A 26,854-nucleotide genomic window follows, 5' to 3' on the forward strand; every position below is an offset into this window, starting at 1 on the left:
TCAATCCGTTACATCCCTTACATCCGTTACATCCGTTAAACAATCCGTTGCCGAACTTCCTTCAATCCGTTACATCCGTTAAACAATCCGTTGCCGAACTTACTTCCCCATCAGCGACTTATAGGCTGTCACCTTAACATCAATCCCAGTAATATCTGTCCCCACCACAACAGCCACCGCTCCTAAATCCAAGGCTTTTTTAGCCATTTCCGGCCCCGATATCCCGCCTTCGCAGATAACAGGAACCTTAAGCTTTTCTACCATTTCCGCAAGCAAATCAAATCCCGGCGGCGAAAAATTTTCCGTCTGGGCAGTATAGCCAAAAAGAGTAGTTGCTACAGTATCTGCACCAGCTTCGGCTGCCGCGATCGCAGCTTCTATTGTATCTACATCCGCCATCACTAATTTGCCCAATTCACTGCGAATTCGCGCGATTAACGTCTTTAAGTCTTCGCCGCCAGCAGGACGGTTTCTCAGAGTAGCATCAACGGCGATAATATCGGCTCCAGAAGCGGCGATCGCCCGCGCGTCTTCAAACCGAGGAGTAATGTAAATCTCGCATCCCGGCAATTGCTGCTTCCAGATCCCAATTATGGGAGCGGATATCTGTTTTCGCACCGCTGCAATGTGAGCCGGAGTGTCAATCCGCACCCCCGATGCACCTCGATTGATAGCGGTTTGCGCCATTGCCGCAATTACGATCGGATCGTGCAGCGGCGAATCACCAGGTGCTTGACAAGAAACAATTAATCCTGTAGGAATTTGACAATTAATCATGGGGAATTGCGGATGGGGAATGGGGAATTGGGCATCGGGCATCGGGCATCGGGCATGGGGCTTTTTTTGTAATTTATTCCCTGTACCCTATTGAACTCAAATAAGCGTTAAGTTTTGGTAGTAATTTATCGACAATTGGTTTAAATTTGCTTACTTCTTCGCTTGTGATAAGCTGTCTAGCATAGGCTAATCTTAACCAGTTTACTGTTTCGTACAAAGAGCCTCTCGCAATTTTTACAAAACGCCGATTATCTTGGTCATTATAACGACCTCTTCCTTCAGCAATATTAGCACAGACACTATCAGCAGACCGAACGATCTGTTTACCCATCGTATCTTTTGTGAAGTAATCCCATTTTTTTACAATTTCCCAAATCTGATTCGCCAAACTTTCCGCCAACTTATAAACCTCTAATTCCTCAAAATCAGGTCTTCCCATAATTGCCTCAAAAACTGAATTATATTAAATGCCCCATGCCCAATGCCCCATGCCCCATGCCCCATGCCCCATGCCCCATGCCCCATGCCCGATGCCCCATGCCCCATGCCCCATGCCCCATGCCCAATCCCCAATTCCCAATTACCCATTACCAATCCCAGCCATTAAAGAAATAATTTTGTCTAGCAATTGCTCCGGGTGAATCGGTTTAGCCAAACAATCGTTAGCTCCCGCCGTCACGACAGATATCTTATCTAGCGGAATTTCATTAGCGCTTAAAGCTAGAATCTTGATATTTTCAGTAGCGGGTTTTTGGCGCAGTTGGTGAATTATTTCGCAGCCATTCATACCGGGTAAACGCATATCGACAATCACAGCATTCGGCTGCAAAAGTTCAATTTGTTCCACCGCCGCCGAACCTTCAATCATCCACACCACTTGCAGTCCTGCTGCTGTCAGGATATCGCAAATCAGCATGGCAGTTTCTTCATCTTCTTCCACGAGTACGAGACTGCCCCGCGAAGAATAATGCAGCGGTAAAGATGAATTAGATTTTTCATAGGTGAATTTTGTGGATTCATCTTTGGTTAGAGTTTGGATGGGTATAAAAACGGTAAAAGTAGAGCCGACATCAACTTTAGAGTTGACTTCGATCGCGCCACCGTGAAGCTCTACTAACTGTTTAGTTAAGGCCAATCCCAGACCGGTGCCGCCGTATTCGCGGCGGTAGGGGGAATCCAACTGCTGGAATTTTTGAAACAACAACGATCGCTGATTTTCGGGAATTCCAATCCCGGTATCTTTAATTTGAAAAACAGCGGTGCTGCCAGCAGGTGCAGTACCGGGGTGCCGCACTGCCGGCGTTCGATTTTTATCTTCTGTCACCCAAACTCGCAGGATGACTCGCCCGCCTTTGGGAGTAAACTTAATCGCATTTCCTAATAGATTGAAGAGGATTTGTCTCAAGCGGCGCGGGTCAGCTATGAAGCGATCGCACTCTTGTTTTATCCGCTGTTCTTGCAGCAGTTCCACGCCTTTAGCCGCAGCTTTTTCTTTGAGGGCGTGCAGGCTCTGAGAAGCTAATTTAGAAAGTGAAAATTCACTAATTTTTAATATTGCTTTTCCCGCTTCTACTTGCGATAAATCTAAAATATCGTTAATTAATTCTAATAAGTGGTCGCCGCTGTCTCGGATAGTTTGCAGGTACTGCCGCTGCTTTTGCACTGGCACTTCTTTACTGCCAACTTTGCCGTAAGACCACCGCAGCAGCGTGTCGGAAATGCCGATGACGCAAGTGAGAGGAGTCCGCAATTCGTGGCTCATAGCTGCCAAAAATTCGCTCTTGGCGAGGCTGGCAGACTGGGCCGCAACCAGTGCATCGCGCAGTTCTCGCGTGCGCTCTATTACGCGCTGTTCAGAGGTGCGCTTTTGCTGCTGGACTTGTGCATAAAGTTCGGCTTGGTAAATCGCGATCGCCAAATGTTCTGCTATCTGTCGCAAAAATGTTTTTTTGCTTTCTTCCCACTCCCGAAAAGTACACTGGTGGGCAATTAGCAGCCCCCACAAGTTGTCTTGAACTACGATCGGCACTAGCAACTTCGCCCGCACCTTCGCCCGCCGCATCAACTCTAAAAAACAAGGCTGCGAAGAGTAAGTTGTTTCCACATCCGCAACGCACAAAGCCAAACCTTTGCGATATTTCTCTCGGTCAATGACTCCATTCGTAAAACACTGCGCGTCTTCACTAAAATTCAATACAGACGAGATATCATCGTTCGCTAAAGCTTCGTAGGTAACGCGACCTAAATACAAGTAAGACCCGGAATTTTCTTGGATTTCGCCAGACCCAGAAACCGCCGCAGATATTTCTTTAGCTAACTCGCCATTGTGCGGCGCTGGCACTTTTTCAAATTGATAAATTAACAGGCGATCGACCTCCAAAAACTCTCGCACTCGCTCGACTGCTTTTGACAAAATTACAGGCAATTCCAAACTCTGGCGGATTTGAGTTGTCACCTGATTCAAAAGTCGCTCTTGTTCAAGCTGCTGCTGCAAAGCATCTTCTACTGGCTGACAAAATGAAATGCAGGGGCTGGCAATTTGTAATTGATTGACGGCTTCAGCAATCTGGGTCTGTAGCGTTTCTGGATCTATAACTTTGGGCGCGGATTTTCCCTCTATTTCTATTTGGCTGTGTAGGGGCAGGCGATTATTGGGGCTGGCATGGGCCGCGAGAATATCCAGCAAATTTAGGGTGAATTCGCTTTGAAGAACTGCCGAGTTGGTCTGTATATTTTTAATTGCTTGTTTGAGGGCGCGAATGTCAATTTCCCACGAGGGTGCGCCCGTTATTTCTGCGAGTTTGTCTGCGAGGGGAGACAGGAAATTGGCGATCGCCCCAGGATCGAAAGTCAACTGCACATTCAATTGCGAATGGAGATTTTTTTCGCTGTGCTTGTGTCCGTTTGTTGCGAACTCATCTAATAGATTGCCCCGCAGCAGCGCGCTAAAATGCTCTGATACCACTGCTGCAAACCTTTCCGACGAATTTTCCCGATTTTGAGAATCAGCGATCGCATCGTCGGTGAGCCAAATCGCCCCTGGGATTTCAGCCATTTGCTGTAACAACTGGTAAGCAGCCTCAAAGGTTGCTAGTGGCAAAGTCCGATTTAAGGTTTTTGGTTTCAATCTAGATATTTTCCCGGTTGTTTTAAAGAACAAAATATGAATGCCCCTGTTGTGAGGACGGAACCTCGGGCACAGCAGGCGCGGCCGATCCAACAGACTTGAGATGACAGTAGTCAGAAAGTAGTTAATAGAAGGCTCCAAAGCCAGAGAGCTAATTTCTCCCTATAGTTCTCATCTTTCTTCTGGGCGAGTGACCCGCGCTCCAGCGCTTGACGAGCGCGAAAGCGGTAGGAGGAAACGGGGGGAAGGGATACGGCTGTATAATCGATCGCTTCTGGTTGTGTTTGTGAACCGGGTTGTTGATGGAAACTAAGCAATTCCACTCCCATTGCTGGGGTGAAGTTAGCACGCGCCTTTGTTTTCGGAGCTGATTCGCCTAATGGCACGTCCTTAACCCAAATAAAAATGTTTAACCCTTAACGACAGAACAGGGAACTAGCTACGCATCCGCTTGGTGTCATTACTCAAAAAACCTAGACATCAAAGGTCTCAGGCTGGTCAACTGAAAATCAAGTTTTAGGCCCCAAGCCCAGTCACTTCCGTGCTGGGTCGTTGACTACTTTCAACAATCTTATTCCAGTATAATATTAATATATAATTTGTTAACTTGTACTTAACACTATCCGGGTAAATGAGCAATCTAACTCAACTCACCCCCGATTTCACGATCGGACATCTGCCGTGTCACGACTTCCAAGTGAGCGCTGCAACTCTAGGACAGGTAGTGGCTGAAAGATTTGAGCAAGAACCCGACCTGCCGGGAGTCATTATTACTCATGAATCACAGATATTGGGCATGATTTCTCGCGTCAAATTTCGAGAGCAAATGAGTTTTCCCGATCGCGTAGAACTTTACGGGTCACACCCGATTCGAGCCTTGTTAGATTTTATTAGAATTCCGCCTTTGCTGCTTTCGGAAAACTGGAAAGTTGACGATGCCGTCCAAGCGTCTTTCAACAGACACAAAGACTTGATTTATGAACCTATTATTGTGGTAATGGAAGACCAAAGCCACCGCCTTTTGGACGTTCATACTCTGGTGATTGCCCAGTCGAAACTGTTAGCGCAAGCCAACAAACTTATTCAAAAATACCGAGTAGAAAGACACAAGTATTTGGCGCTACTTCAACAAGAGCAGGCTAAGTTTCACGAATGTAATGAGCTTTTAAAAATCCACCAACGTCAAGCAGAAAAGCTGCATACCCATCCCAGTTCCCAGCAAGTAGCACTGGTCAAACAAGCTGAAGAAATTGCTCAAATGAATCAGCGATTTGTGAGGATTGCGAAACTGATTTCTTCGGAAGGTCGCCAAGCGTTTCAAGCTACTTTTCAAGGGGCTAATTCTATTTGCAACAATACAGATAAAATTTTGGGCGTGGGCAAAGCAATAGCTAATGATTTAGAAACGGTTAACCGCACTTCCCGAACCATCCGGGAGGCGATCGAACAAGTCAGGCATTTAGCAGTACAGGTGGCTGTAGTTACCAATCAAATGGGAAGTCAGCCCAGCGGTCTGAGCAAAGTGAGTCTAGAAATTGGCAGACTGGCAAGTAAAACTTTTGAATTGGGGACTCAAATGGAGCAAATTGCCAGTCGGTTTAAACTTCGAGTTCACGAACTCACGGAGGCAGCAAGAGCGGGTGCTAATGTGGCTAAATCCGTGACGATCAAGATCGATCGCGCAGAAATGGCCCTGCTAGAGTTGGAAGAATTAATAGCAGAAAAAAAATTCAATTCATTGACCGCTATCCAAGAACCTTTGGGCGTCATAAAAAGTGTTGCCGCTGATTCTTTAGTTCAAGATATAGAACACGCCGAAGTAGCGGTTTCAGAGTTGGAAGACTTAGTTAAACATCAAGATTCCTCGCAATATCTGATTCAAAAGATTCAGCAGGCGCTGAAGTCCAAAAAGCCATAAAATCCAGCCCGAATCTAATGAAATATTATTAGAGGAAAACAAATAAAATCAAAATAATAATTTACAATTATTCTCTGTCAATAAGACTATTTGTTATACTGAAGGTGGGGAATTTTTAAATTCAGTTGTAAAAAGGCTATTTAATTAGCCCCACAAACCGATAACAAAGTTCCAAGAAGAGTTGGAAGAACAGGTGACGTTTATGAAAATCCTGCTGGTAGAAGATGACACAGTTACAGTCAGTTTGCTGACTCAAGCGCTGAACTCTCACAATTACAATGTGAATGCGGCAGCAGACGGTGAAACAGCGTTGCATTTGGTGCAGGCATACGATTACGACCTGATTGTTTTGGATGTGCTGATTCCTAAACTCGACGGCATTAGTTTGTGTCGAAAATTGCGATCGTCCGGCTGCCAAATGCCGATTTTACTGCTGACAGCGCTAGATAGCAGCAACGATCGAGTCCAAGGTTTAGAGGCGGGTGCAGACGATTATGTGGTCAAACCCTTTAATCTCGAAGAATTAATCGCTCGAATTCGGGCTTTGCTGCGCCGGGGTAAGGCAACTTTGTCGAGTACAAATTTGACATGGGAAAAACTGCAAGTCAACCCGGACACTACGGAAGTAACTTATGCCGAAAAAGTGCTGCACTTGACTCCCAAAGAGTACAATTTGCTAGAACTTTTCCTGAGAAATCCCCGGCGCATTTTCAGTCGCAGCGCCATCCTCGATCGCATTTGGTCGGCCGGCGAATTTCCTCAAGAAGAAGCCGTTACCGCTCACATCAAGGGGCTGCGGCAGAAGCTGAAAACAGCCGGGATGACAGTAGATTTAGTGGAAACCGTGTACGGATTGGGCTATCGGCTCAAAAGTCTGCCGGAGGAGATTGAGAGCCAACAAGTTGGACAGGAAACGGCAGAAACTGCTAAAACTCAAGAGACTTTATCTACTGAATCCAGCGGGTCGAGCCAGGAATTAAACAAAGACGAGCGCCGTCTCAAAGTCTTGAATGCGATTGCCCAAATGCGGGGAAATTTAAAAGCTAATTTTATAGAAAAGATGGCGATATTCGATCGCGCGATCGCTCAACTGAAAAACGGAAGCTTGGAGGGCGAACTGCGCGAGGAAGCCCAGGCTCAAGCTCACAAATTAGTCGGTTCTTTGGGAACGTTAGGGCTGCCGAAAGGTTCGGAAGTTGCGCGCCAGATAGAACATTTGTTCAAGACTGAAAACATCTTGAAACCGGAGACGGCTCAGCAGATTGAGGGATTTCTGCATAAGCTCAAACAGATATTCGATCGCCCGTCGCCCGAACCCGAAGGCGATTTGGTTCCTGCGGTTTCCCAAAAGCGCCGAATGCTGATTGTTGATGATGATACTTTTGGGAGCGATCAACTGAAAATAGTAGCATCCGGTTCCGGCTTTCAGATAGAAGTCGCCAACTCTCCGCAAGCGGCAAGAAATGCGATTTCTCAACAGCCTCCCGACGCGATTTTGCTGGATTTGAGATTTTCCAGATCTCAGGAAAACGGACTTTCTCTCTTAGCCGAACTCCGCAGTGAAAAGCCCGAAATTCCGGTGATGGTTTTTAGCGGACACAATCAATTGAGCGATCGAATAGAAGTTGCTCGTTTGGGAGCTTCGGGCTTTTTACACAAATCTATGCCCCCAGCAGATATACTCAAAGCAGTCGCCCAACTAATCGACCAGACTGGCCCTGCAGAAGCTAAAGTTATGGTGGTAGACGATGACGTGCATCTATTGGCTGCACTGCAAGTGATTCTACAACCTTGGGGATTTCAAGTAACAACATTGGACGATCCTGAAAAGTTCTGGGAGGTACTCGAAACAACTTGTCCGGATTTGCTAATTTTAGATGTGGAGATGCCCGGTTACAGCGGTATCGAGCTGTGTTTGGCAGTTCGCAACGATTTGCGCTGGAGCAAGCTCCCCGTGCTATTTTTGACAGCTCATTCCGAATCGGAAATAGTGCGCCAAATGTTTGTCGCAGGTGCTGACGACTACGTGAACAAGCCGATCGTGAAACCGGAATTAATTGCTCGCCTTCTGAATCGTTTGGAGCGGACTCAGCTCAGAAACAGACTGGCTCAGGCACAGCGCTAATCCCATTTTAGATTTAAAAAAATAAAGAATTAAAGAATTGAAGAACAGGGAATGACTGATGAGATATGGGTTTCGAGCACGTACCTACAGTTGTATTCTTTTTTTAAAATGGGATAACTAAGAGCAAATATGCAGTGCGTGTCCGAAACAAATCAGGAAGCCTTAGCCAAGACTTGGGATTGTTAGATTGTGTGATTCCGACGAGGTGCTGTTGATGCTTGCCCGCTGATCGAGAACACAGGCTAATTTAGAGAAGTATTAATCAGATGAAAGCAATGGTATTGCCCTCAGACACAGACAATCTCAATAACAGCGACTGCGAACTAATTTACGCCCCGGGTTCGATTCAGCCTCACGGCATCCTTTTGGTGCTGGAATCTCCTGTGTTGAAAATTTTGCAAGTTAGCAACAATACTTTTGAGGCGATGGGCCTTTACCCCGAAGAACTTTTGAATAAATGTTTAGAGGAATTTGTCGAGACTGAGGAAATTGAGGCTATTGAAAAAGCTTTATTTGAAAAAGACCAACAACGTAACGGTATCAGATTATCATTCAAAAGTCAAGACCGCCAGTCTTTTTTTGAGGGGACGCTACATCAATCAAATTCCGCATTAATTGTTGAACTAGAGTCGGTTGTTTCCCCAAAAACGAGCGATTGTTTCAATTGTTATAATTTAGTCCAAGAGCCGATCGACAAAATCCACAAAACACCAAACCTGCAACTGCTGTGTCAGACAGCAGTTGCAGAAGTGCGGAGGATGATCGGTTTCGATCGGGCGATCGTCTATCAATTTGATGCCACCGGGGCGGGGGAAGTTGTCGCCGAAGACAAAGTAGAAAGTTTGGAGCCTTTATTGGGACTGCACTATCCGGCTACCGATATTCCCCCCCAGGCAAGAAGCCTCTTCAACATGAATTTAATTCGGTTTATTCCCGATATTAACTGTCAGCCTGTAGAACTAATTCCTCACTGCAATCCGCTGACGGGTAGCCCTTTAGATCTGGGCGCTTCTTTGTTGAGAACAGTTTCGCCTTGCCACGTTCAATATCTCCAAAATATGAACGTTGCCGCTAGCATGACCCTGACATTAATCAAAGATAAAAAACTCTGGGGATTGATCGCCTGTCACCACCCAACCCGAAAGTATGTCAACTACGAAACAAGAACCGCTTGTGAACTGATAGCCAAGTTTGTGAATTTAGAACTCAGCTACAAACAAGATAGCGAAGACCGGGAATATGCAATTTATTTAAAATCTATTTGCCAAAAATTTATCACAGAGATTTCTCAAAAAAACTGCTTTGTAGAAGGTTTACTAACATACCGAGATGAATTGCTGGCCTTAGTGGCCGCTACCGGTGGAGTTGTGTGTGCCAATGAAAATTTAACAACCATCGGGCAAACCCCGGAAGTGGTAGAAATCGAAAACTTAATTGCTTGGATAAAAACTCAAATAAATAATGAGGTTTTTTATACAGATTCTCTCTCAAAACTGTATCCGCCCTCCGAGAAGTTTAAAGAAGTTGCTAGCGGTTTGCTGGTACTTGCCATGTCCGAGATGCAAAATTATTACATTTTGTGGTTCCGTCCCGAAGCACTTCAAACTGTAAACTGGGCAGGTCCACCAGAGGGGGAAATTGAACTTAAACCGGATGGCAGCCGAGTGATGTCTCCTCGCATTTCCTTTGAGTTGTGGCAAGAAACTGTGAGGTCAAAATCTTTGCCTTGGCAGCCGTGCGAAATCGAAATAGCCCGAGAACTTCGAGTTGCTATTACTAGCATTGAGCTGCGGAAAATCAATCAGCAGCTCAGCTTAGCTTTGTCGGCTACCAAAATTGGATTTTGGGACTGGGACGTGCAGAAAAATCGCATAGTTTGGTCGAGGGAACACGAAGAGTTGTTTGGGTTGGCCCCCGGAATTTTTGCCGGAACCGATCAAAGTTTTGCAGCTTGCATTCACCCAGAAGATTTAAAAGGTGTGGAGAATGCTAGGAATCAGGCCCTCGCCCAGCGAACAGATTACTTTCACGAAAACCGCGTGGTTTGGCCCGACGGCAGCATTCACTGGATTGAGGGAAAAGGTAAGTTTTTTTACAACGAAGCCGGCGATGCAGTGCGGATGGTGGGGACAGTTACAGAAATTACCGATCGCAAAGCTAGAGAATTACAGTTGCGCCTGTTGGAATCAGTAGTCACCACCACTAACGACGCCGTGTTAATTACCGAAGCTGAACCGATTGAGGAACCGGGCCCGCGAATTATTTATGTCAACCCAGCTTTCACGCGAATGACCGGCTATACGCTAGAAGAAGTTGTGGGCAAAACGCCACGCATCTTGCAAGGAGAAAAAACAGACCGCGCCAGTCTCCATCGAGTTCGGACCGCTTTGAAAACTTGGCAGCCGGTGCGGGTTGACTCGATCAATTACCGCAAAGACGGGACGGAATTTTGGGTAGAAATGAGCATTGTGCCCATAGCGGACGAAAATGGTGCGTTTACCCACTGGGTATCAGTGCACCGCGATATTAGCGATCGCAAACTTGCTGAAGCCGCCCTCCAACAGCTCAACGAACGGTTAGAAATGCGAGTTTTGCAGCGAACCAGAGAACTAGAAAGCTCTCAAGCAGAACTCCGGGAAAGCGAAGCTTTATTTCGCTCTCTGAGCGAGAGTTCCCCCGTGGGCATTTTCAAAATCGATACTGAGGGGAAATGTACTTATACAAATCCTCGCTGTCAAGCAATTGGCGGCTTCACACCGGCAGCAGCTTTAGGAAAAGGCTGGATGCGGTTTGTTCACCGCGAAGACCTCAAACTAATTCTGTCTAAGTGGTCGGAATCACAATCGCTACATGGGGAATTTTCCTGCGAATTCCGCCACATCCAGCGAGACGGAACCATCCGGTTTTGTCGGCTTAAAACAGCTCCGATTTTTTCCGACAGATCTCAACTAATTGGTCACGTAGGCACAGTCACAGATATCACAGAAAGTCGGGCAATTGAAAAAATGAAAAATGAGTTTATTTCGATTGTCAGCCACGAACTGAGAACGCCGCTTGCCTCCATTCGCGGTTCTTTAGGTTTGCTGGCGGCTGGGGTACTGAAAAATAAACCGGAAACTGCCAAACAGATGTTAGAAATCGCTTCGAGCGATACCGAACGGTTAGTGCGTTTGGTAAACGATATTCTCGACTTAGAGCGGCTCGATTCGAGCCAAGTTATCCTCGTCAAGCAGTGGTGCGATGCCCAGGTTTTGATGCGGAAGTCTGCAGAAGCTGTACTTTCTTTGGCTGCTGAAAATAACATTGATTTGTCGATTTTGCCCGAAACAGCCCAAATTTGGGCTGACCCCGACAGAATCGTTCAACTGCTGGTAAATTTGTTGAGCAATGCGATTAAATTCTCCGCTCCAGGGAGTACAGTAACTGTCAGGGTTAAAGATTTGGGCGATTCCGTACCGGATAGCTACGCTTCACGGGTTTTATTTGAAGTCAAAGATCGAGGGCGGGGGATTCCAGCAGATAAACTAGAAACTATCTTTGGACGGTTTCAACAAGTCGATGCTTCTGACTCCCGCCAAAAAGGAGGTACGGGTTTGGGTTTGGCTATCTGTCGCAGCATAGTACAGCAGCACGGCGGCAGAATTTGGGTCGAAAGTGTTGTCTCACAAGGCTGCAGTTTCTATTTCACAGTGCCTGCACCGTTGGAAGGCGAAGGGGGAAAAAGTTTGGAGGTTTGAGATTGCTTTGATAAGATATCGCGAAAGCTAAAGTTGCTGGAAACGCAGGCGTGTAGGATGATTTTGGGAGGCTTATATGTCGATTTTTCTGTTCAGGGTTTCAGTATGTGATACCAATTTAAGGTGAAGTTGCACATATCTCGATCCCCCTCGCATCCCCGTGGTTGTTGGGGGACTTTGAGAAGAATCTTGTACCCCCCTCTTATTAAGGGGGGTTAGGGGGGTTCAGATTCTACGGGGCCTCATAAAAAAGTGGTATGAGTGGCAAAATATAGCAACCGCGCCCGACAATTAGGACGTTCTTAATTGCTGAAACTCTTAATTTTATTGCTTCTTCCTTTTGCTATATCTGTGAAGAAACCGAGTTGATGAGGCAGGGTGCGTAAGTTTTTTTCAGTTTAAGCTGTTGCGGCATTTAAATTGTCTGTCAAAAAAATCAAAGTTTTGTGGGGTGTCCCGCCCGCCCTGAATATACAATTTAAATTCGCGACATTTTACCATAATTAATTTAAAATTTGAGTTTTAATTATGTCAGCCAAGCGCATTCTGGTCATCGATGATGAAAAAAACCTCTGCAGCGTGATTCAGGCCTGTCTGGAACATTTAGGCGGCTGGATTGTACTAAGCGCGCCCGACGGCAGCCAAGGATTGCTTTTAGCTGAAACTCAACTCCCTGACGCTATTCTGCTAGATGTGATGATGCCGGATATGGATGGCCTTACTCTGTTTGGTTTGCTGCAAAACAATGTGGCTACTCGGGGGATTCCGGTGATTTTCCTGACGGCTAAGGTGCAGGCGATGGATTTGAGCGAATTTGCTGATTTGGGGGTAGCGGGGGTGATTGCCAAGCCTTTCGATCCTTTGAGTTTGGCACAGCAAGTGGCGGACATTCTGGGTTGGGAACCGTTGCTGTAAACTGGGGTAAAATACATCGCAGATAGCATATCAAACTCGGCAGTTGAAACCCCTACTAGACAAACAAAATCGGCCCTGTCCGACGGAAGAATTAATGGGGCCTTAAAGCCGGATGACGATCGGAAACCCGTTTTCTGGTTCCCTTGATTATTGCGAAAATCACGCAATTGTTAGGAAACCGGGTTTCTGCGTCCAGGAAAGTCCTAGTTTTTCCGGCTATGTTCATAATTTCCTCATTTTTTTGATTTAGCTTTGAGATGGATCGGTGATTGGTTAATTTAAACTCTGATTCCCTAGAAGTTCTAGAGATGATCTCAGGGAGTCGGGGTTTTTTGTTACCTGCAAAGCCGATCGGCTATCACCGTATTTACAAGCAGAATAACTCCTACAGAAGTTACGTACACTTACCTCAAGAACGATTTTTTTAAACCCGGAATTATGGATGCAGCCAAGTTTTTTGCTAAAAAACCAGGTTTAAGCCTGCTAATCCAAGATTTACGCCGAATTCCCTGAGAAACCGGCTTTTTTAACCCAGGGTCACAGATGGAACCAAGTTTTTGGCTAAAAAACCAGGTTTTTGCCTAACTTTTGTAATCTCTGCTTCGGCAAAAGTATATTTATCAAAAAAAATGATGGTCTTCATAATTTCCTCATATTTTTTAGATAAAGTTTACCCCAAGCTCTGGATCACAAGGTCGATCGCACTCTCAGCACCATTCGGCTGCCAAAGAGCGAACCTGTTGTCAGGAGAGTTCGGGGCAGTGACGGTACTTTCGATTAACTGATGCCACAGCACCACCAACCTAAATAAGTCAGGAGCTAGGCCCTGCATACCAAACAAACCGGGTTTTTTAACCGGGAAAAACGGAGTTTCTGCGCCACACCTCAAAGTGTTGGCAGGATAACTCAATGCTACAAAAATTAATAACTGAGGATGTGATTCGCGCTCTCGAATAACACCAAAAAAATAAGTAGGTCGTTTGATCAAGAGCAAAACTCGCAATTACCACTAACAGGTAAATCCCAGTCTCAGTTAGTTTTTGAAAGAGTGTGGAGATTTTTAAATGTCTGATCAGCTATCTTATAAAGGTAACAACCAGATTCTGTGCTATTACGCAAATGTTACCAACCTAGTTCAGGTGGTTCGGATTGGGAACATTCCTAATTGGTACTTTGAAAGAGTGATGTTTCCGGGACAGCGACTGATGTTTGAAGCTGCTGCTGAAGCAGTCTTAGAAATTCACACTGGTACGGTGGCAAGTGCTATTTTATCCGACAAGATTCCCTGCTACGTGCTGCGGGTTATAGAAGAGGTAAGTTCCGACTTCGAGCTGGTGATTACCGAAGAACGATTGGCGGTATTAGCCGGTTAAAATTCATGAGAAATCAGACGAGATCGAGAACGACCACAAAAATATTAGTTAACGAGTGTTTGGGGACGGGGAAAATGCAGAAAAATCTTGTCAATATTACCTTAGCTGTAGTCACAGAGGAAGTAGAAATTATCTTGGAGTCTTATCCGAAGCACCCCTACCAACAAGCTTTTTCGCCTTCGGGATTGCGACAAGATTTAATTGCTTATGTGCTTAGCCGAGTTCCTAATAGATATACTGCGATCGACTCCAGCGAGTCGGTGTCAAACCAAACTGTTCAGGTTCGCTGTTCTTCAGAGCAATTGCTGCACATAGAAAATTTGATTCATACTGGAATTCGCGAGGTGCTGCACAGCTATCAGAAGATAGATTACCGCCTGCCTGAAGAAGTTAAATTTGATTCGAGAGTTGCTAGTTGGTTGTGATAGTTTCTGGTAAATGAGGGAGACGCCGAGATTCTCGGCCCTCTCGGTTGGGCGAGGTGGAATTGTGTACTGACTCGATTGTTCAAGACTTTTGGTAATCGCAGCAGCAGTTGCACGGGCCATTGGGATTGACAGCACAGCGCAGAATTTCCGATCGAGCATTAAAGCGACAGCTAGCATCTCCTATAACCCAGATGCCGCTTACAAAAGTTCTTTCCGTCGGCGGTGTGGCCGACTGCACGTACAGGGCAATTTTTTGCAGTCGGTAGCGACCGGATTTGAGTTGATAGCGGTGGTGGCGTTCCAAGACAGCGTAGGTTTCTCCCTCTAAATCTAGATAGTTCCCCGGTTGTGGCGTCCAATCCAGCCGAATGCTACCTAAATATTGGCGGGGGTGAGAGAGAATCACCTCTACGGGTAAAGTATTTTGTTCCATGTGGCGGTGCGTTCGCGAACTGAACTAAAGGGGCAAATAGTTGACTAAACCGACCTCTTCTTGATCTAGAAAGATAACTTTTTCTAGAGAGAGTAATTTCGGTTGAGGCGCTAAGCTTAACTATAGAACCTTTGGCGATCGGCGGATAGCCGACTAACCAACAGCGCTAGAAAATAAACTTCAATTCGCTTGACGTAACTAAAGTTAAGTTCGATTAGGCTTTATAAAGCAGTACACGCTGATGATATCGCAACTCACAGGTTCGATCGATACGCGGTTGAGATTGGTGAACATATTTTAACGGTTGGCAGGACTTGGGGTGCTTCGGGTGCGTTTGTACTGAGGACTTCAGTCCTGTGATTTTTATGAGAACTTCAGTGCTCACTACAAACCAAACCGGATTTTTGGCAATCAAAATTCCCAAAAATATGCCATTCCTTCCATGATTCCCCAAGCGCAAGCAGAACCAGCTAAATAATGATTTTCAGTGCCGCATTCGCGATGCCATTCTAAGAGTTCTGACATAGCATTAGCGACGATTACTCCCCGGACATCCTGTTCAAACATATTGATATCATTGCCAGAATCACCGCAAACTAATGTTGCATCAGATGGAATTTGTAGGCGCTTTTGTAAATAAGTAAGGGCATTACCTTTATTGCTAGTTTGCGGTAAAATATCCACATCGCGATTGCTGCTAAAAATGATTTGACCTGGCAGTCTCGATTCAGTTAACTTTTGCTGCAAAGTCTGGACAATCGAACTATTTTCTGCTGCTGGTTCTAGACAATAACTGATTTTCCAAGGATTTTGTTCTTTTAGGGATTGGGGTTTAAGCTGGGAAAACTGCTGAGCTAAAGAGGCGATCGCCATTTTATCCCAGTCTTGAGAAAGATATTCCGCCCAATCTAAGTCGAGGGTTCCGTCTTGGTAAATTTCGCTGCCTACACCTGCGATCAAATAGTCGGGTGCTAGCAGTTGCTTTTGGGCAATTAATTCGCAAGTTGAAGCATAAGAACGCCCGGTAGCGTAAACCAAACAAATTTGCGATCGCTGTGATTGCAGGCGCTGGTTGAAAACTTGAGTTGCTTCGTCATCTCCGACTAGCGTGTTGTCTAAATCTGTAACTAATAAAAACTTCATTTGGGGAATTAGTCAGGAGTCAGTAGTCTTCAGTCATTAGTGATTGGGAATTGCTCGCTTCCTAAAATAATTTTAACTATTTATAAGAATTTGTTAAACCCACTACATTTATAAGCAAGCTTATCGGTTAACATTGGCCAGATTTAATTTTCAATAAGTGGTGTGAGTTTTATGGTGAATAATGCAACCTCCGTTAAAGCTTTTTGGCTGTCTTTCTTGATTTCTGGTGCTGCAGTGCCTTTGGGGCCGATCGCAGCAACAGCTCAAATTCAGGATACCTCAACTCCAGAAGTTGCGCTAGAAGCGAGTGCCGTCCCGGAGGCTACCCCAGACGCAGCGCTGGCTGCAGTTAAGATTGAGATACCGCCGTTAGCGGCGATTACCGCAGCAGAGACTAACTCCGCAGTCGATCGCGCTTTACCCGACACAGATACAGCATGGGTGAATAGCGCTTTACCCCAAACAGATGCAGCAACAGTCGATCCGGCTTTACCCGAAACAGATGCAGCCACAGTCGATCCGGCTTTACCTCAAACAGATGCAGCAACAGTCGATCCGGCTTTACCCGAAACAGATGCAGCCACAGTCGATCCGGCTTTACCCAAACAAGATATAGCAACAGTCGATCCGGCTTTACCCGAAACAGATGCAGCCACAGTCGATCCGGCTTTACCCGAAACAGATGCAGCCACAGTCGATCCGGCTTTACCCGAAACAGATGCAGCCACAGTCGATCGTGCAACAACAACCCCAGAAATAACGGAGGCAATTCGCGAATTGCCCCCACAGAAGTTAGAAATTGCAAACTCTCCTCAGTCTCAACAAGTTGCTGAAGCCAGCAAAGTTGCCGACATCAGCAGCGAGACGGGCAGCGCTGATGACCTCAGCATACAAGAAGACGCAGCACAAGTCACCTCTGTTTCCCAACTCTCCGACGTGCGGCCGACAGATTGGGCTTTTCAAGCCTTGCAATCCTTAGTAGAAAGATACGGCTGCATTGCGGGATATCCAGACGGCACATTCCGAGGCAATCGAGCAATGACTCGGTATGAATTCGCCGCCGGATTAAACGCTTGCTTAGACCAAATTACCAAACAACTTGGCGGTTCTACTGGTAATTTAGTCAAGCGAGAAGATTTACTTGCTTTGCAAAGATTGCAAGAAGAATTTGCAGCAGAATTAGCTACCTTGCGCGGTCGAGTAGATGCTTTAGAAGCCCGCACTGCCGAATTAGAAGCCAACCAATTTTCAACTACGACTAAACTAAACGCATTTGCTTGGTTTAATCTGAGTGGAGCTTTTGCGGGCAAGCGAGTCCGAGTTGAAGCAATAAATGGAAATGCTGCTCCGCTCGATCGAGTACCCGGACGCGATCCTGTCACCAACAGACCGATCGTGCAGAGAGTGGACGATCCAGAAATTACTTTCAGCCACTTAATTTGGTTAACCCTCACTACTTCTTTTACAGGGAAAGACCAATTGGTTACACAGCTAGCTGTAGGTAACGGAAATTCACCAGCCAATCAGTATACTTCTCCGGGTCTTTTTAATACCTTTGGCACTCCTTTTCTAGACCAGACTGCTGGGGTGAATTCCAATGAAGTTATCCTGCGAGAACTTTATTATCAGTTCCCGGTTAGCAACAGCTTGCAAGTAGTAATCGGCCCCAGAATTAATTTCTACCGCTACTTTGACAACAATAATTTTAGCTTTTTCGTGGACGGTGCGAGCAGTTTTAATTCTAACAATAGCACTTTGTTAACTGCTACCAAACGCGGCGCAGGTGCTTTGGCTTTGTGGGATATCAGCCGCCGATTGAAACTGCGTGTGGGCTATTTGGGCGAGAGTATGGAATTTTTGCCCTCTTCGGTGTTTAATTCCGCTTCCAATCCGTCTCAAGGCTTGTTTGGTGGGACAAATACGAGTACCGCCGAACTAACATTCAGTCCGAGCGATCGGGCAAATTTGCGGTTTTTGTACAGCCGTTCCAACATCCAGCAAATTGGCGGGCTAATTGGAGCACCGAATGGCAGGCCGATTAACGGTTTGGCAGATGACGGTTTCGGTGGCCGTCTCGGCAATGCTACTGCCAATACTTATAGCTTTAATTTCGATTGGTCACTCAGCCGCCGTTTCGGTCTTTTCGGCCGCTACGGCTACGCCGAAACCAATATATTTCCCAAGACTGACCGACCCGACGGCACGATCAAAACTCAATCTTATATGTTAGGATTTGCACTTCCTGATTTATTCAAAAAAGGAGCTGTGTTTACTGCCTCATTTTTAGTACCTTTTGACGTTACTGGTGGTCGCAGGTTTCTGGTTTCGGGCGGGGGGAATGGTGGCAAACAGTACGAAATTGAAGCCACTTATTATTTGCCTGTCACCGAGAATATTTCGCTCGTACCGGCATTTTATGCGATCTGGAATGCCAATAATTTCGATAACAACCCGACAATTTTTGTGGGCAATTTGCGGACTCAATTTAGTTTTTAAGTAAATTAGGACTTACTTGAACCTAATTATAGTATTTTTCAGTTGAGTCAGGTACACATTGGTAATGGGTAATGGGGTCCTGACAGCAGAGTACCTGACTCAGTTTAAAACTGCTATATTTAGGGCGCGCATTACGCCCCTTACCGCATTATGTAGGGTGCACCTGGAGCACCTTACCGCGCTCTTAGTAGGGTGTCAAACCACTGATACCAAATCCGCGTTAAAAACCCCTTGATAAGACTCGGCGATAGAAATCGCTACTACACAAACTTTCGTTCCTAGCTGAGAGGGACTAAGAAATCAAGGGGGTTTTTAAGCCGAATGCGGACATAATTAATGGACATGATATCAAATCCGCTAGCATCGTCGGGCGTAAAATCGAGTTAACACTCCATACTCAACCATCATTCAGTTTTTCGACTGACAGTTAACAGCCAACAGTCAACAGCCAACAGTCAACAATCACGGACGGTGCAACCGGAATTGACCTGATATCCTGATTAGCGTCGTCCTGATGTCAACGAATTGGAATTTCGATGATAAATTCACTACCTTTACCGGGTTCTGAGAGGCACTGCAATTTGCCGTTGTGTTTTTCAACGACAATTTGGTGCGAAATTGATAAACCCAAACCTGTGCCTTTACCTACGGGTTTTGTGGTAAAAAACGGGTCAAACAAACGCACGATCTGATCTTCGGGAATGCCCAGACCGTTGTCTTTTATCCGAATTAAAATGCTCTTGTCATCAATCGTTTCAGTTTTAATGGTAATAGTAGGAAAGATAGAAGTTCCGGTGTCTTTGGCTTGGCTGCTGCTTTCTTCCAAGGCGTCGATCGCATTTGCCAATACATTCATAAATACCTGATTTAACAGTCCGGGATGACAGTTTATTGGCGGCAGTTCTCCGTAGTCTTTAATCACTTTAATGCCCTGCCATTTGGCCTTGGCTTTCAGCCGGGTGTTCAACATTAACAAGGTACTTTCTAAACCTTCGTGAATGTCGGCCGTCTTGATTTTCGCTTCGTCCGCCCGCGAGAAATTGCGAAGAGTTTGAATAATTTCTACAATGCGCTCGCATCCGGTCTGCATAGAACTGAGCAATTTTGGCAGGTCTTCTGCTAGAAATTCTAAGTCTATATCCTCGGCTTGTTGCTGAAGTTTTGCAGGGGGATTTGGGTACTCTTCTCGATACACTTGCACGATTTCTAACAAGTCTAGAACGTAGCCTCGGACGTGGCAGAGGTTGCCGGCGACAAAGCCAACTGGGTTGTTAATTTCGTGGGCAATTCCTGCTAGCACCTGTCCGAGGGAAGACATTTTTTCGGTTTGTACTAACTGCATTTGAGTTTGCTGCAAGTCGCTCAAAGCTGTTTGCAGTTCTTGAGATTTTTGCCGATCGCGATCGGCGGCGGCGGCCCGTTCTTCCTCAACTCCGATCGCCCCGGCAATAATTCCGATCAGCTTGCAGTCGGCTTCTGTGGGCGCGATCGACTCGGTGTTGACAACGCACACCGCACCCACGTAATTGTCGCCCAGCCGCACTGCTTGTCCCAGATAGCTTCGCAGTTGGTAGCGGATGACAGCGGGATCGGTTTGGGCGTAGATCGTGTTCTGCAAGTCAGGAATGGCAACAGCCCGATCGCTTCCTTTGCTGCATACGTCGGTGCAGATGCGGCCCTCGGCGCGATCGACTAGCGGGTAGTCCGGCGGCGCTTGCCAACTCGCGATCGCGTGCAGCAGTCCGCCACCTAAGCGGCTGTAGATGGCGCAGCTTCCGCCCAAAAGCTCGCCGGCTAAGGATGTCAGCCGCTGGATGTTCTCAGCAGCGTCGGTGGTGAATCCCAAAAAGCACTCGTTGATTTTGCTGAGGCGGTACTCTGCTTGCCTGCGCGCCGTCATGTCGCGGGAGTTGATCACAATTCCTTTCACCGCGGGGTCTGCTAGCAAGTTGATGCCGACACCTTCAAGAAAACACCAAGAACCGTCAGCGCGCCGGAACCGGCCTTCTAGGGCCATCGGATCGCCTGGATTGGCCATCAGTTTTTCGCCGTCGGACATCACCGAGGGCAGGTCGTCAGGGTGGATCAAATCGAGAGCAATTTGACCGGCGAGTTCATCGGGTTCGTAGCCCAAAACTCTTTCTACAGAAGGGCTTTCGTAAACAATGCGACCGCTGGCGTCGAGAATAGTAATGATGTCGGAACTGTTGAGAATTAGCGATCGCCACTTAGCCTCATTTTGGAACAAAGCTGACTCGGCTTGTTTGCGATCGGTAATATCCTCTACCATTTGCAAAATAAACTGTGGCGTTCCCTGACTGCTGTCGATGACAGAGGCGCTGAGGCGTCCCCACCTGATGCTGCCGTCTTGGCGGAGGTAGCGCTTCTCGATTTGGTAAGCTTCGCGGGAGCCCGCGACCAACTGTTGGCGCAACTCCCGCGAAACTGGTGCGTCTTCCGGGTGCGCGTAGTCGTCAAGGCCGACACCCCGCAGTTGAGCTTCCGAGATACCTAACATAGCTTGAAATGCCGGGTTAGTGGCGATCGCAACACCTTCGAGGGTAGCGACTACCATGCCGATCGCAGCGCGTTCAAAAATTGCCCGAAACCGCTGTTCGCTGTCTCGCAAAGCTGCATCCGCTGCCACTTCCTGGGTGATGTCCCGCCCCGCCACTGCCAAACCTTTGCGCGAACCGTCGGGGTTGAACAGTGGCACTTTCCGCACTTCAAACAAATTGCTGCCGCCTGTGGGCAAGGAGACAATTTGGCGGCTGGAGGTAAGAGTGCCTGCTTGCCAGGTGGTTTCGTCGGTTTCCTGCCAAGTTAGCAGGATTTCTCTGACTCTGGGATCGGCGGCGGCAGCGAGTTCGGCAGTAGTTTTGCCCTGGTAGTCTGCGGTTTCCCAGCCCAAAAGTTGGAGGGCGCAGTCGTTGGCAATCAGCCAGCGCCCCTCGCTGTCTGTGAGGTTGATTGCGTCGGGGACGGCGTTAATCGCGGTTTTGAGCCAGTATTCTTGATTTCGCAGTGCTGCTTCGGCGCGCTTGCGATCGGCTATTTCGGCGACGGTTCCTTCGTAGTAAAGGAGTTCGCCATCTTCGTCGCGGACTTCGCGCACGTTTTCCGAGATCCAGGTAGTGCTGCCGTCTTGGCGGCGGACGCAGGACTCAAACTCTTTCAGGGAGCCATTTTTGCCGATTTCTGCCATGAAGGAAGCGCGGCGGGTGCGATCTGCGTAAAGGTTTTTTGCCGAACATTTTGCGATCAGTTCAGACGGGGAATCGTAGCCGTACATTCGGGCGAGTGCCTGGTTGGCGCTGAGGTAGCGCCCGTCTGGGGCGGTTTGAAATATGCCTTCGGTGGCGTTTTCAAAGATGCTGCGGTATTTTGCCTCGGCTTCTTTGAGGGCTTCTTCTGCTTGGAAGCGATCGGTGATATCAGATTGGACGCCGATGAAGTGGGTAACGAGCCCGCTGCTGTCGCGCACCGGCGAGATGGTGAGTTCGTTCCAGAAGGGGGTGCCGTCTTTGCGGTAGTTTTTCAGAACTACTTTGCAGTCATGCTGTTCTTTCAGGGCCACGCGGATTTGATCGACGGCAGCGCGATCGGTATCCGGGCCTTGCAGGAAGCGGCAGTTCTTCCCGATTATTTCGCTGCGATCGTAACCTGTAATCCGCTCGAAAGCCCCGTTGCAGTAGACTATAGGCTTGTCCGGCTGGGTAGCGTCCGCGATCGCGATGCCGTTGCTGGTAGCTGCCAGGGCGCGATCGTACAGCCTCCATACTTCTTCTATTAAATTCGGTGTGCCGCCAGTACGAGTCGGCGATAGCGTTTCCGAAGGAATGCTTATATCTATCTGCATGAGTTTCTATAAATTGAGTTTATTGTAGATCCCGACTGGCAGCACATCCTAGAGTTTAACAGAATTGCCTGTTTTCCACAGGCAGAAGTTAGAAGGCTATTATGCAGAATTTGGGCGGTAAATCCTACCTAAAAAAAATCTGGCTTCGCTCGTTTTTTCCTATTTGCTTCTGCCTTGTGCCTTCTACCTTCAAAGGAATCCTACTTGTTAATTTATAATAGCTGTTCCAGGGATCACTCTATCTTTGGTATGGTTTGCTTGGCAGGGTTTGGGCGGATTACAAGTTCGGGCATTTATTTTTTCAATTAAATAAAAAATTACTTATCCGGATCTAGTAAAAAAAAATTAATTAAATACTTTATAGTTAAATGATTCCAACTATTCTCTCAAACAAACCGAGGAAAAATTAATTTTGAACGAACACAGCAAGTTCTGAAATATCGTCGATCGCGAAAGTCGGTTCTAGGGCGAGACACTGAGCGCGATCGCCATATCCGTAAGCCGCCCAACAAACATCAATCCCAGCATTTTGAGCAAACAGCAAATCAATCGCTGTATCGCCAACCATTAAAATTTGACTGTTATCCAATTCCGGGAACAGGGGTTTAATAATCGAGTGAAAAACAGTCGGATTGGGTTTCGGAGTTATTTGTCCGTTATCACCTAATATCAAATCAAAAAAACTGTGAATTCTCAAACTCTTTAGTAATACATTAACAAAAGTAACCTGTTTGTTGCTGAAAACTCCCAGGCTCAATCCAGACTTGCTCACCAACTGCAACACTTGCTTTGTCCCAGGAAATAAATCTACCTGCTTTTCACCTTCCGTCCGATAATAAGAGCGGTAAGTTTCAACCCATTCGGGAATTGCGCTTTCCTCGATCGCCGGATGGAGGATTTTAAAACTATTTGGTAAATTGATGCCGATCGTACTTATAATAGTATCAGCAGCAGGCGGGGCAATATTGTAACTTTCAAAAGTTTTGGTAAAGCAAAATACAATAGCTTTGTGAGTAATTGCCAAAGTGCCGTCGAAGTCAAAAATAATTAACTTGTACTGACTCATATTATTTAATTTTTTCTATATAGCAACCGGGGTTTTCCCTCACATAATAGCATTATTAATCTTTCCTTTCCCAATTTTAAGTATAATTTTTCAACATTCAAGAGGTCAACATGAGTGTCACCGAAGAACCAGAAATTATAGCCTCAGATTTCCCAGACCACACTCAATTACCAGACTCAGACGGTACTTTTGTAAAAAATTTTCAAGAACACCCTCAAAGCATCCTGTTAACAACATCAATTAGACCGATTTTAGAGCAAGTTCATCGGGACAGACAATACTGCATCGGTCAAGATTCCGGTATTTATTGGCGGGTGGCCCAACCCCCGGAACCGCCAGAAAGAGGAGCCGAAGCACCTGATTGGTTTTACGTGCCAGACGTGCCGCCAACTCTTGACGGAAATCGGCGCCGTTCCTATGTAATGTGGCGGGAATTAATGCCGCCTCTGATTGTACTTGAATTTGTTTCTGGCGATGGCAGTGAAGAAAGAGATAGGACTCCTCGCCAGGGCAAATTCTGGATTTACGAGGGGATAATTAGACCTGCTTTTTACGGCATTTATGAAGCCAAAAAAGCACAAGTTGAAGTCTATCATTTGGTAGAGGAGCGCTTCGAGTTAGTCCCACAAAATCAGCGCGGACATTACCCGATCGCACAAATAGGAGTGGAATTAGGCATTTGGCAAGGGGTTTATCAGGGCGTAGAGCTGCCTTGGCTGCGCTGGTGGGATGCTTCCGGGAATTTGCTGCCGGCGGCCGAGGAACGGGCAGAACAAGCCGAATTAGTGGCAGAACGAGAACGACAAAGGCGCATAGAAGCTGAGTTGCGAATTCAAGCTTTGGAAGCGCGTTTGCGAGAGTTAGAAGGAGGCTAAAATCAGAATCAAGAGGGCGGGTTTATTAAATTATTGGTTGAGAGACTTAAATGGCTGGTAAAACCCGCCCCTACCACATATTTTTTGTCGTTTACGCAGATATTTTTTCTCTTTTTTCCGGTTTGTCGTATGGGAATTTTAAAAATTACCACTTCTAATCCAGAAGCTGCTTGTATTATTTGATAAGTATTTTGTAGCTTTGTGTAGAATCTATGGCACTAATTGTTCAGAAATATGGCGGAACCTCGGTTGGCACAGTCGATCGCATTTTGGAAGTAGCCAGACGAGTTGTAAAAACAGCACAGCTCGGCAACTCTCTCGTTGTCGTACTTTCGGCGATGGGCAAAACCACCGACGGTTTAGTTAAACTCGCCAAGGAAATTTCCCCAAATCCCAACAAGCGGGAAATGGATATGTTGCTCTCCACTGGGGAACAAGTCTCGATCGCACTTTTGAGCATGGCATTGCAGGAAATGGGACAGCCCGCAATTTCCCTCACCGGCGCCCAAGTTGGCATTGTCACCGAAGCCGCCCACACCCGCGCCCGGATTTTGCGAATCGACCCAAATCGGCTTGAAAGCCAGTTAAAAAGCGGTAAAGTTGTTGTGGTTGCGGGTTTCCAAGGCATAGCCGATGCCGGAGAATTGGAAATTACCACCTTGGGCCGTGGCGGTTCCGACACAACCGCAGTAGCCTTAGCAGCAGCGCTGCGGGCAGACAGGTGCGAAATTTATACCGACGTGCCCGGAATTCTGACTACAGATCCGCGCTTGGTTGCCGACGCCCAATTGATGGACGAAATCACCTGTGACGAAATGCTGGAATTGGCGAGTTTGGGCGCAAAAGTCCTCCACCCGCGCGCTGTAGAAATTGCCAAGAATTACGGCGTGTCGCTGGTAGTGCTTTCTAGCTGGAGTGACGCCCCCGGTACGCGGGTAGTGTCCCCACCCCCGCAGCCGCGGCCTTTGGAGGGCTTGGAGCTCGCAAAAGCGGTGGATGCGGTGGAATTTGACTTAGATCAGGCGGGGGTGTCGCTGCTGCGTTTGCCCGATCGCCCCGGCGTAGCTGCGCGGTTATTCGGTGCGATCGCGCAACAAAACCTCGATGTAGACTTAATTATCCAGTCAATTCATGAAGGAAATACTAACGATATTGCCTTCACCGTGACGAGAAATTCGCTGAATCAAGCTGTCGCGGTTGCTGATGCGATCGTACCCGCCCTCGGCAAGAATTCTCGCCCAGAATTGGGAGAACCCGAAGTGAAAGCAGAAGAGCGGCCAATAGCTAAAGTTAGCATTGCGGGTGCGGGAATGATCGGTCGTCCGAGGGTAGCGGCGCAGATGTTTAAGACTTTAGCGGATGCGGGAATTAACATTCAAATGATTTCCACTTCCGAGGTAAAAGTTAGTTGTGCGATCGATGCCGAAGATTGCGATCGGGCTGTTGCCGAACTCTGCAAAACATTTGATGTCGCCAACTCCCCTATAGGGCTGCATTCATCATCCCACAAACCGCCCGCAGTCCGCGCCGTTGCGTTGGATCTCAATCAAGCGCGTCTAGCAATTCGCCAATTGCCCGATCGACCAGGAGTAGCAGCAAAACTGTTCGGACTTTTAGCCGAGGAAAATATCAGCGTAGATACAATCATTCAGTCGCAGCGCTGTCACAATATCGACGGCATATTAACTCGCGACATTGCATTTACCGTAGCACAAATTGACGCCGAAGCTGCTAAAAACGCCCTTGAAAAAGCCGCCCCCGACTTTGGATGGGGCGAAGTAGCAGTCGATACACAAATCGCCAAAGTTAGCGTTGTCGGTTCCGGGATGGTAGCGCATCCGGGAGTAGCGGCAAAGATGTTTGAAGCGCTTTCCCGCCAGCAAATCAACATTCAAATGATTGCCACTTCCGAGATTAAAATTAGCTGCGTTGTGGATGAAGGACAAGGAGTAACTGCTTTGAAAGCAATTCACGCAGCCTTTGAACTTGCCGGCACCGAAAAAATTCAAGTTCCCGCCTAATCAAGTAGGGAAACGGCACTGCCGTGTCCTTACAAAAATCGAGGAGACGGCAATGCCGTTTCCCTACCTCAATTAATTGTAGGGAAACGGCATTGCCGTCTCCTAAATTTGGGTAACTTTAGTCCTTATCTTCAACTTCTTGTGAAATTAAAGTCATTGCTTGATTAATAAGTGCCTCTTGATTCACTAACTGGGACAATTCTCTTGGTTCATAACGCCCTTCTTCCACTTCTAGAGAAGCTTTGTTAATAGCTTGTCGATACGCCATTTCTAAAACAATGAGTAACTCTTCTAGAGGCAAGTAAAATCCCGCGCCTTTCGGTCGCTTATTTTCCTCCTGAATTTCTAGAACTGAGTTCCGAATCGAGATATCCCAAGAGCGAGTTGTGCGATTTTCAGCTTGCTGTTTAATCAGATGCAATAGTAAAATCACTGCATAGCTGCGAATAGTTTTAATGATGTCTTTTTTGCTCATTTCTTCTAGTTCTTCAACTATAGCTAATGACCCAGGTATATCCCCTTTTAGCAGTAAGCTTTTTAAGGTGAGTAATTCTTCCATGA

18 protein-coding genes are annotated in these 26,854 nt (G+C 46.8%); 9 read left to right on the forward strand and 9 right to left on the reverse strand.

The features are described 5' to 3' along the window. Positions 1–99: 99 nt before the first annotated feature. The 3 genes from NDI35_RS05920 to NDI35_RS05930 all read right to left on the reverse strand — a co-directional run bounded on the left by NDI35_RS05920 (position 100) and on the right by NDI35_RS05930 (position 3,904). Positions 100–777, reverse strand: coding sequence for an N-acetylmannosamine-6-phosphate 2-epimerase (locus NDI35_RS05920; protein WP_445312100.1), 678 nt, complete (start codon positions 775–777; stop codon positions 100–102). 73 nt (positions 778–850) lie between these two features. After that, positions 851–1,216 carry a four helix bundle protein gene (locus tag NDI35_RS05925; RefSeq protein ID WP_445311910.1) on the reverse strand — a complete coding sequence of 122 codons (366 nt, stop codon included), beginning with the start codon at positions 1,214–1,216 and terminating at the stop codon, positions 851–853. Between the two features lie 141 nt (positions 1,217–1,357). Then, a complete protein-coding gene (locus NDI35_RS05930; RefSeq protein WP_445311911.1) occupies positions 1,358–3,904 on the reverse strand; it encodes a hybrid sensor histidine kinase/response regulator in 2,547 nt (848 codons plus the stop codon). Positions 3,905–4,535: 631 nt separating this feature from the next. On the opposite strand from NDI35_RS05930, the gene NDI35_RS05935 reads away from it, so the two are divergent. The 4 genes from NDI35_RS05935 (at position 4,536) to NDI35_RS05950 (ending at position 12,599) form a co-directional block, all read left to right on the forward strand. Beyond that, on the forward strand, positions 4,536–5,822 hold the full coding sequence (locus NDI35_RS05935) for a CBS domain-containing protein (protein ID WP_445311912.1): 1,287 nt from the start codon (positions 4,536–4,538) through the stop codon (positions 5,820–5,822). Positions 5,823–6,024: 202 nt separating this feature from the next. Then, complete coding sequence (locus NDI35_RS05940) at positions 6,025–7,947, forward strand: response regulator (RefSeq protein ID WP_445311913.1); 1,923 nt, start codon at positions 6,025–6,027, stop codon at positions 7,945–7,947. 275 nt (positions 7,948–8,222) lie between these two features. Continuing rightward, complete coding sequence (locus NDI35_RS05945; protein ID WP_445311914.1) at positions 8,223–11,684, forward strand: PAS domain S-box protein; 3,462 nt, start codon at positions 8,223–8,225, stop codon at positions 11,682–11,684. A 528-nt stretch (positions 11,685–12,212) separates the two neighbouring features. Then, complete coding sequence (locus NDI35_RS05950) at positions 12,213–12,599, forward strand: response regulator (protein ID WP_333083611.1); 387 nt, start codon at positions 12,213–12,215, stop codon at positions 12,597–12,599. 670 nt (positions 12,600–13,269) lie between these two features. Here NDI35_RS05950 and NDI35_RS05955 read toward each other — a convergent pair. Then, positions 13,270–13,587, reverse strand: coding sequence for a hypothetical protein (locus tag NDI35_RS05955; RefSeq protein ID WP_445311915.1), 318 nt, complete (start codon positions 13,585–13,587; stop codon positions 13,270–13,272). 76 nt (positions 13,588–13,663) lie between these two features. Here NDI35_RS05955 and NDI35_RS05960 point away from each other — a divergent pair, with 76 nt between their 5' ends. Together NDI35_RS05960 and NDI35_RS05965 are read left to right on the forward strand one after the other, a co-directional pair. After that, on the forward strand, positions 13,664–13,972 hold the full coding sequence (locus tag NDI35_RS05960; RefSeq protein ID WP_445311916.1) for a DUF1830 domain-containing protein: 309 nt from the start codon (positions 13,664–13,666) through the stop codon (positions 13,970–13,972). 5 nt (positions 13,973–13,977) lie between these two features. After that, positions 13,978–14,397 carry a late competence development ComFB family protein gene (locus tag NDI35_RS05965; protein WP_445311917.1) on the forward strand — a complete coding sequence of 140 codons (420 nt, stop codon included), beginning with the start codon at positions 13,978–13,980 and terminating at the stop codon, positions 14,395–14,397. A gap of 82 nt (positions 14,398–14,479) precedes the next feature. Here NDI35_RS05965 and NDI35_RS05970 read toward each other — a convergent pair whose 3' ends face one another. Together NDI35_RS05970 and NDI35_RS05975 are read right to left on the reverse strand one after the other, a co-directional pair. Continuing rightward, positions 14,480–14,833, reverse strand: coding sequence for a DUF6464 family protein (locus NDI35_RS05970; RefSeq protein WP_333249596.1), 354 nt, complete (start codon positions 14,831–14,833; stop codon positions 14,480–14,482). A 411-nt stretch (positions 14,834–15,244) separates the two neighbouring features. Further along, positions 15,245–15,976 carry a sucrose-phosphate phosphatase gene (locus tag NDI35_RS05975; RefSeq protein ID WP_445311918.1) on the reverse strand — a complete coding sequence of 244 codons (732 nt, stop codon included), beginning with the start codon at positions 15,974–15,976 and terminating at the stop codon, positions 15,245–15,247. A 171-nt stretch (positions 15,977–16,147) separates the two neighbouring features. On the opposite strand from NDI35_RS05975, the gene NDI35_RS05980 reads away from it, so the two are divergent. Further along, complete coding sequence (locus NDI35_RS05980) at positions 16,148–18,472, forward strand: iron uptake porin (protein ID WP_445311919.1); 2,325 nt, start codon at positions 16,148–16,150, stop codon at positions 18,470–18,472. Between the two features lie 517 nt (positions 18,473–18,989). On the opposite strand, the gene NDI35_RS05985 is transcribed toward NDI35_RS05980, so the two are convergent. Together NDI35_RS05985 and NDI35_RS05990 are read right to left on the reverse strand one after the other, a co-directional pair. Next, positions 18,990–22,331, reverse strand: coding sequence for a PAS domain S-box protein (locus NDI35_RS05985; RefSeq protein WP_445311920.1), 3,342 nt, complete (start codon positions 22,329–22,331; stop codon positions 18,990–18,992). A 406-nt stretch (positions 22,332–22,737) separates the two neighbouring features. After that, positions 22,738–23,397: an HAD family hydrolase gene (locus NDI35_RS05990; protein ID WP_445311921.1), complete on the reverse strand. Its 660-nt coding sequence runs from the start codon at positions 23,395–23,397 to the stop codon at positions 22,738–22,740. 110 nt (positions 23,398–23,507) lie between these two features. On the opposite strand from NDI35_RS05990, the gene NDI35_RS05995 reads away from it, so the two are divergent. Both NDI35_RS05995 and NDI35_RS06000 read left to right on the forward strand, forming a co-directional pair. Then, the gene (locus NDI35_RS05995; protein WP_445311922.1) at positions 23,508–24,272 is read left to right on the forward strand and encodes a Uma2 family endonuclease; all 765 of its coding nucleotides are present in this window, start codon (positions 23,508–23,510) and stop codon (positions 24,270–24,272) included. A gap of 212 nt (positions 24,273–24,484) precedes the next feature. Then, positions 24,485–26,293, forward strand: a complete 1,809-nt coding sequence (locus NDI35_RS06000; RefSeq protein WP_445311923.1) for an aspartate kinase — start codon at positions 24,485–24,487, stop codon at positions 26,291–26,293. Between the two features lie 118 nt (positions 26,294–26,411). Here NDI35_RS06000 and NDI35_RS06005 read toward each other — a convergent pair whose 3' ends face one another. Then, complete coding sequence (locus NDI35_RS06005) at positions 26,412–26,852, reverse strand: DUF29 family protein (protein ID WP_445311924.1); 441 nt, start codon at positions 26,850–26,852, stop codon at positions 26,412–26,414. Positions 26,853–26,854: the final 2 nt, after the last annotated feature.

It is taken from the genome of Microcoleus vaginatus FACHB-2002, assembly GCF_040004035.1.
Lineage (GTDB): Bacteria > Cyanobacteriota > Cyanobacteriia > Cyanobacteriales > Microcoleaceae > Microcoleus > Microcoleus vaginatus_C.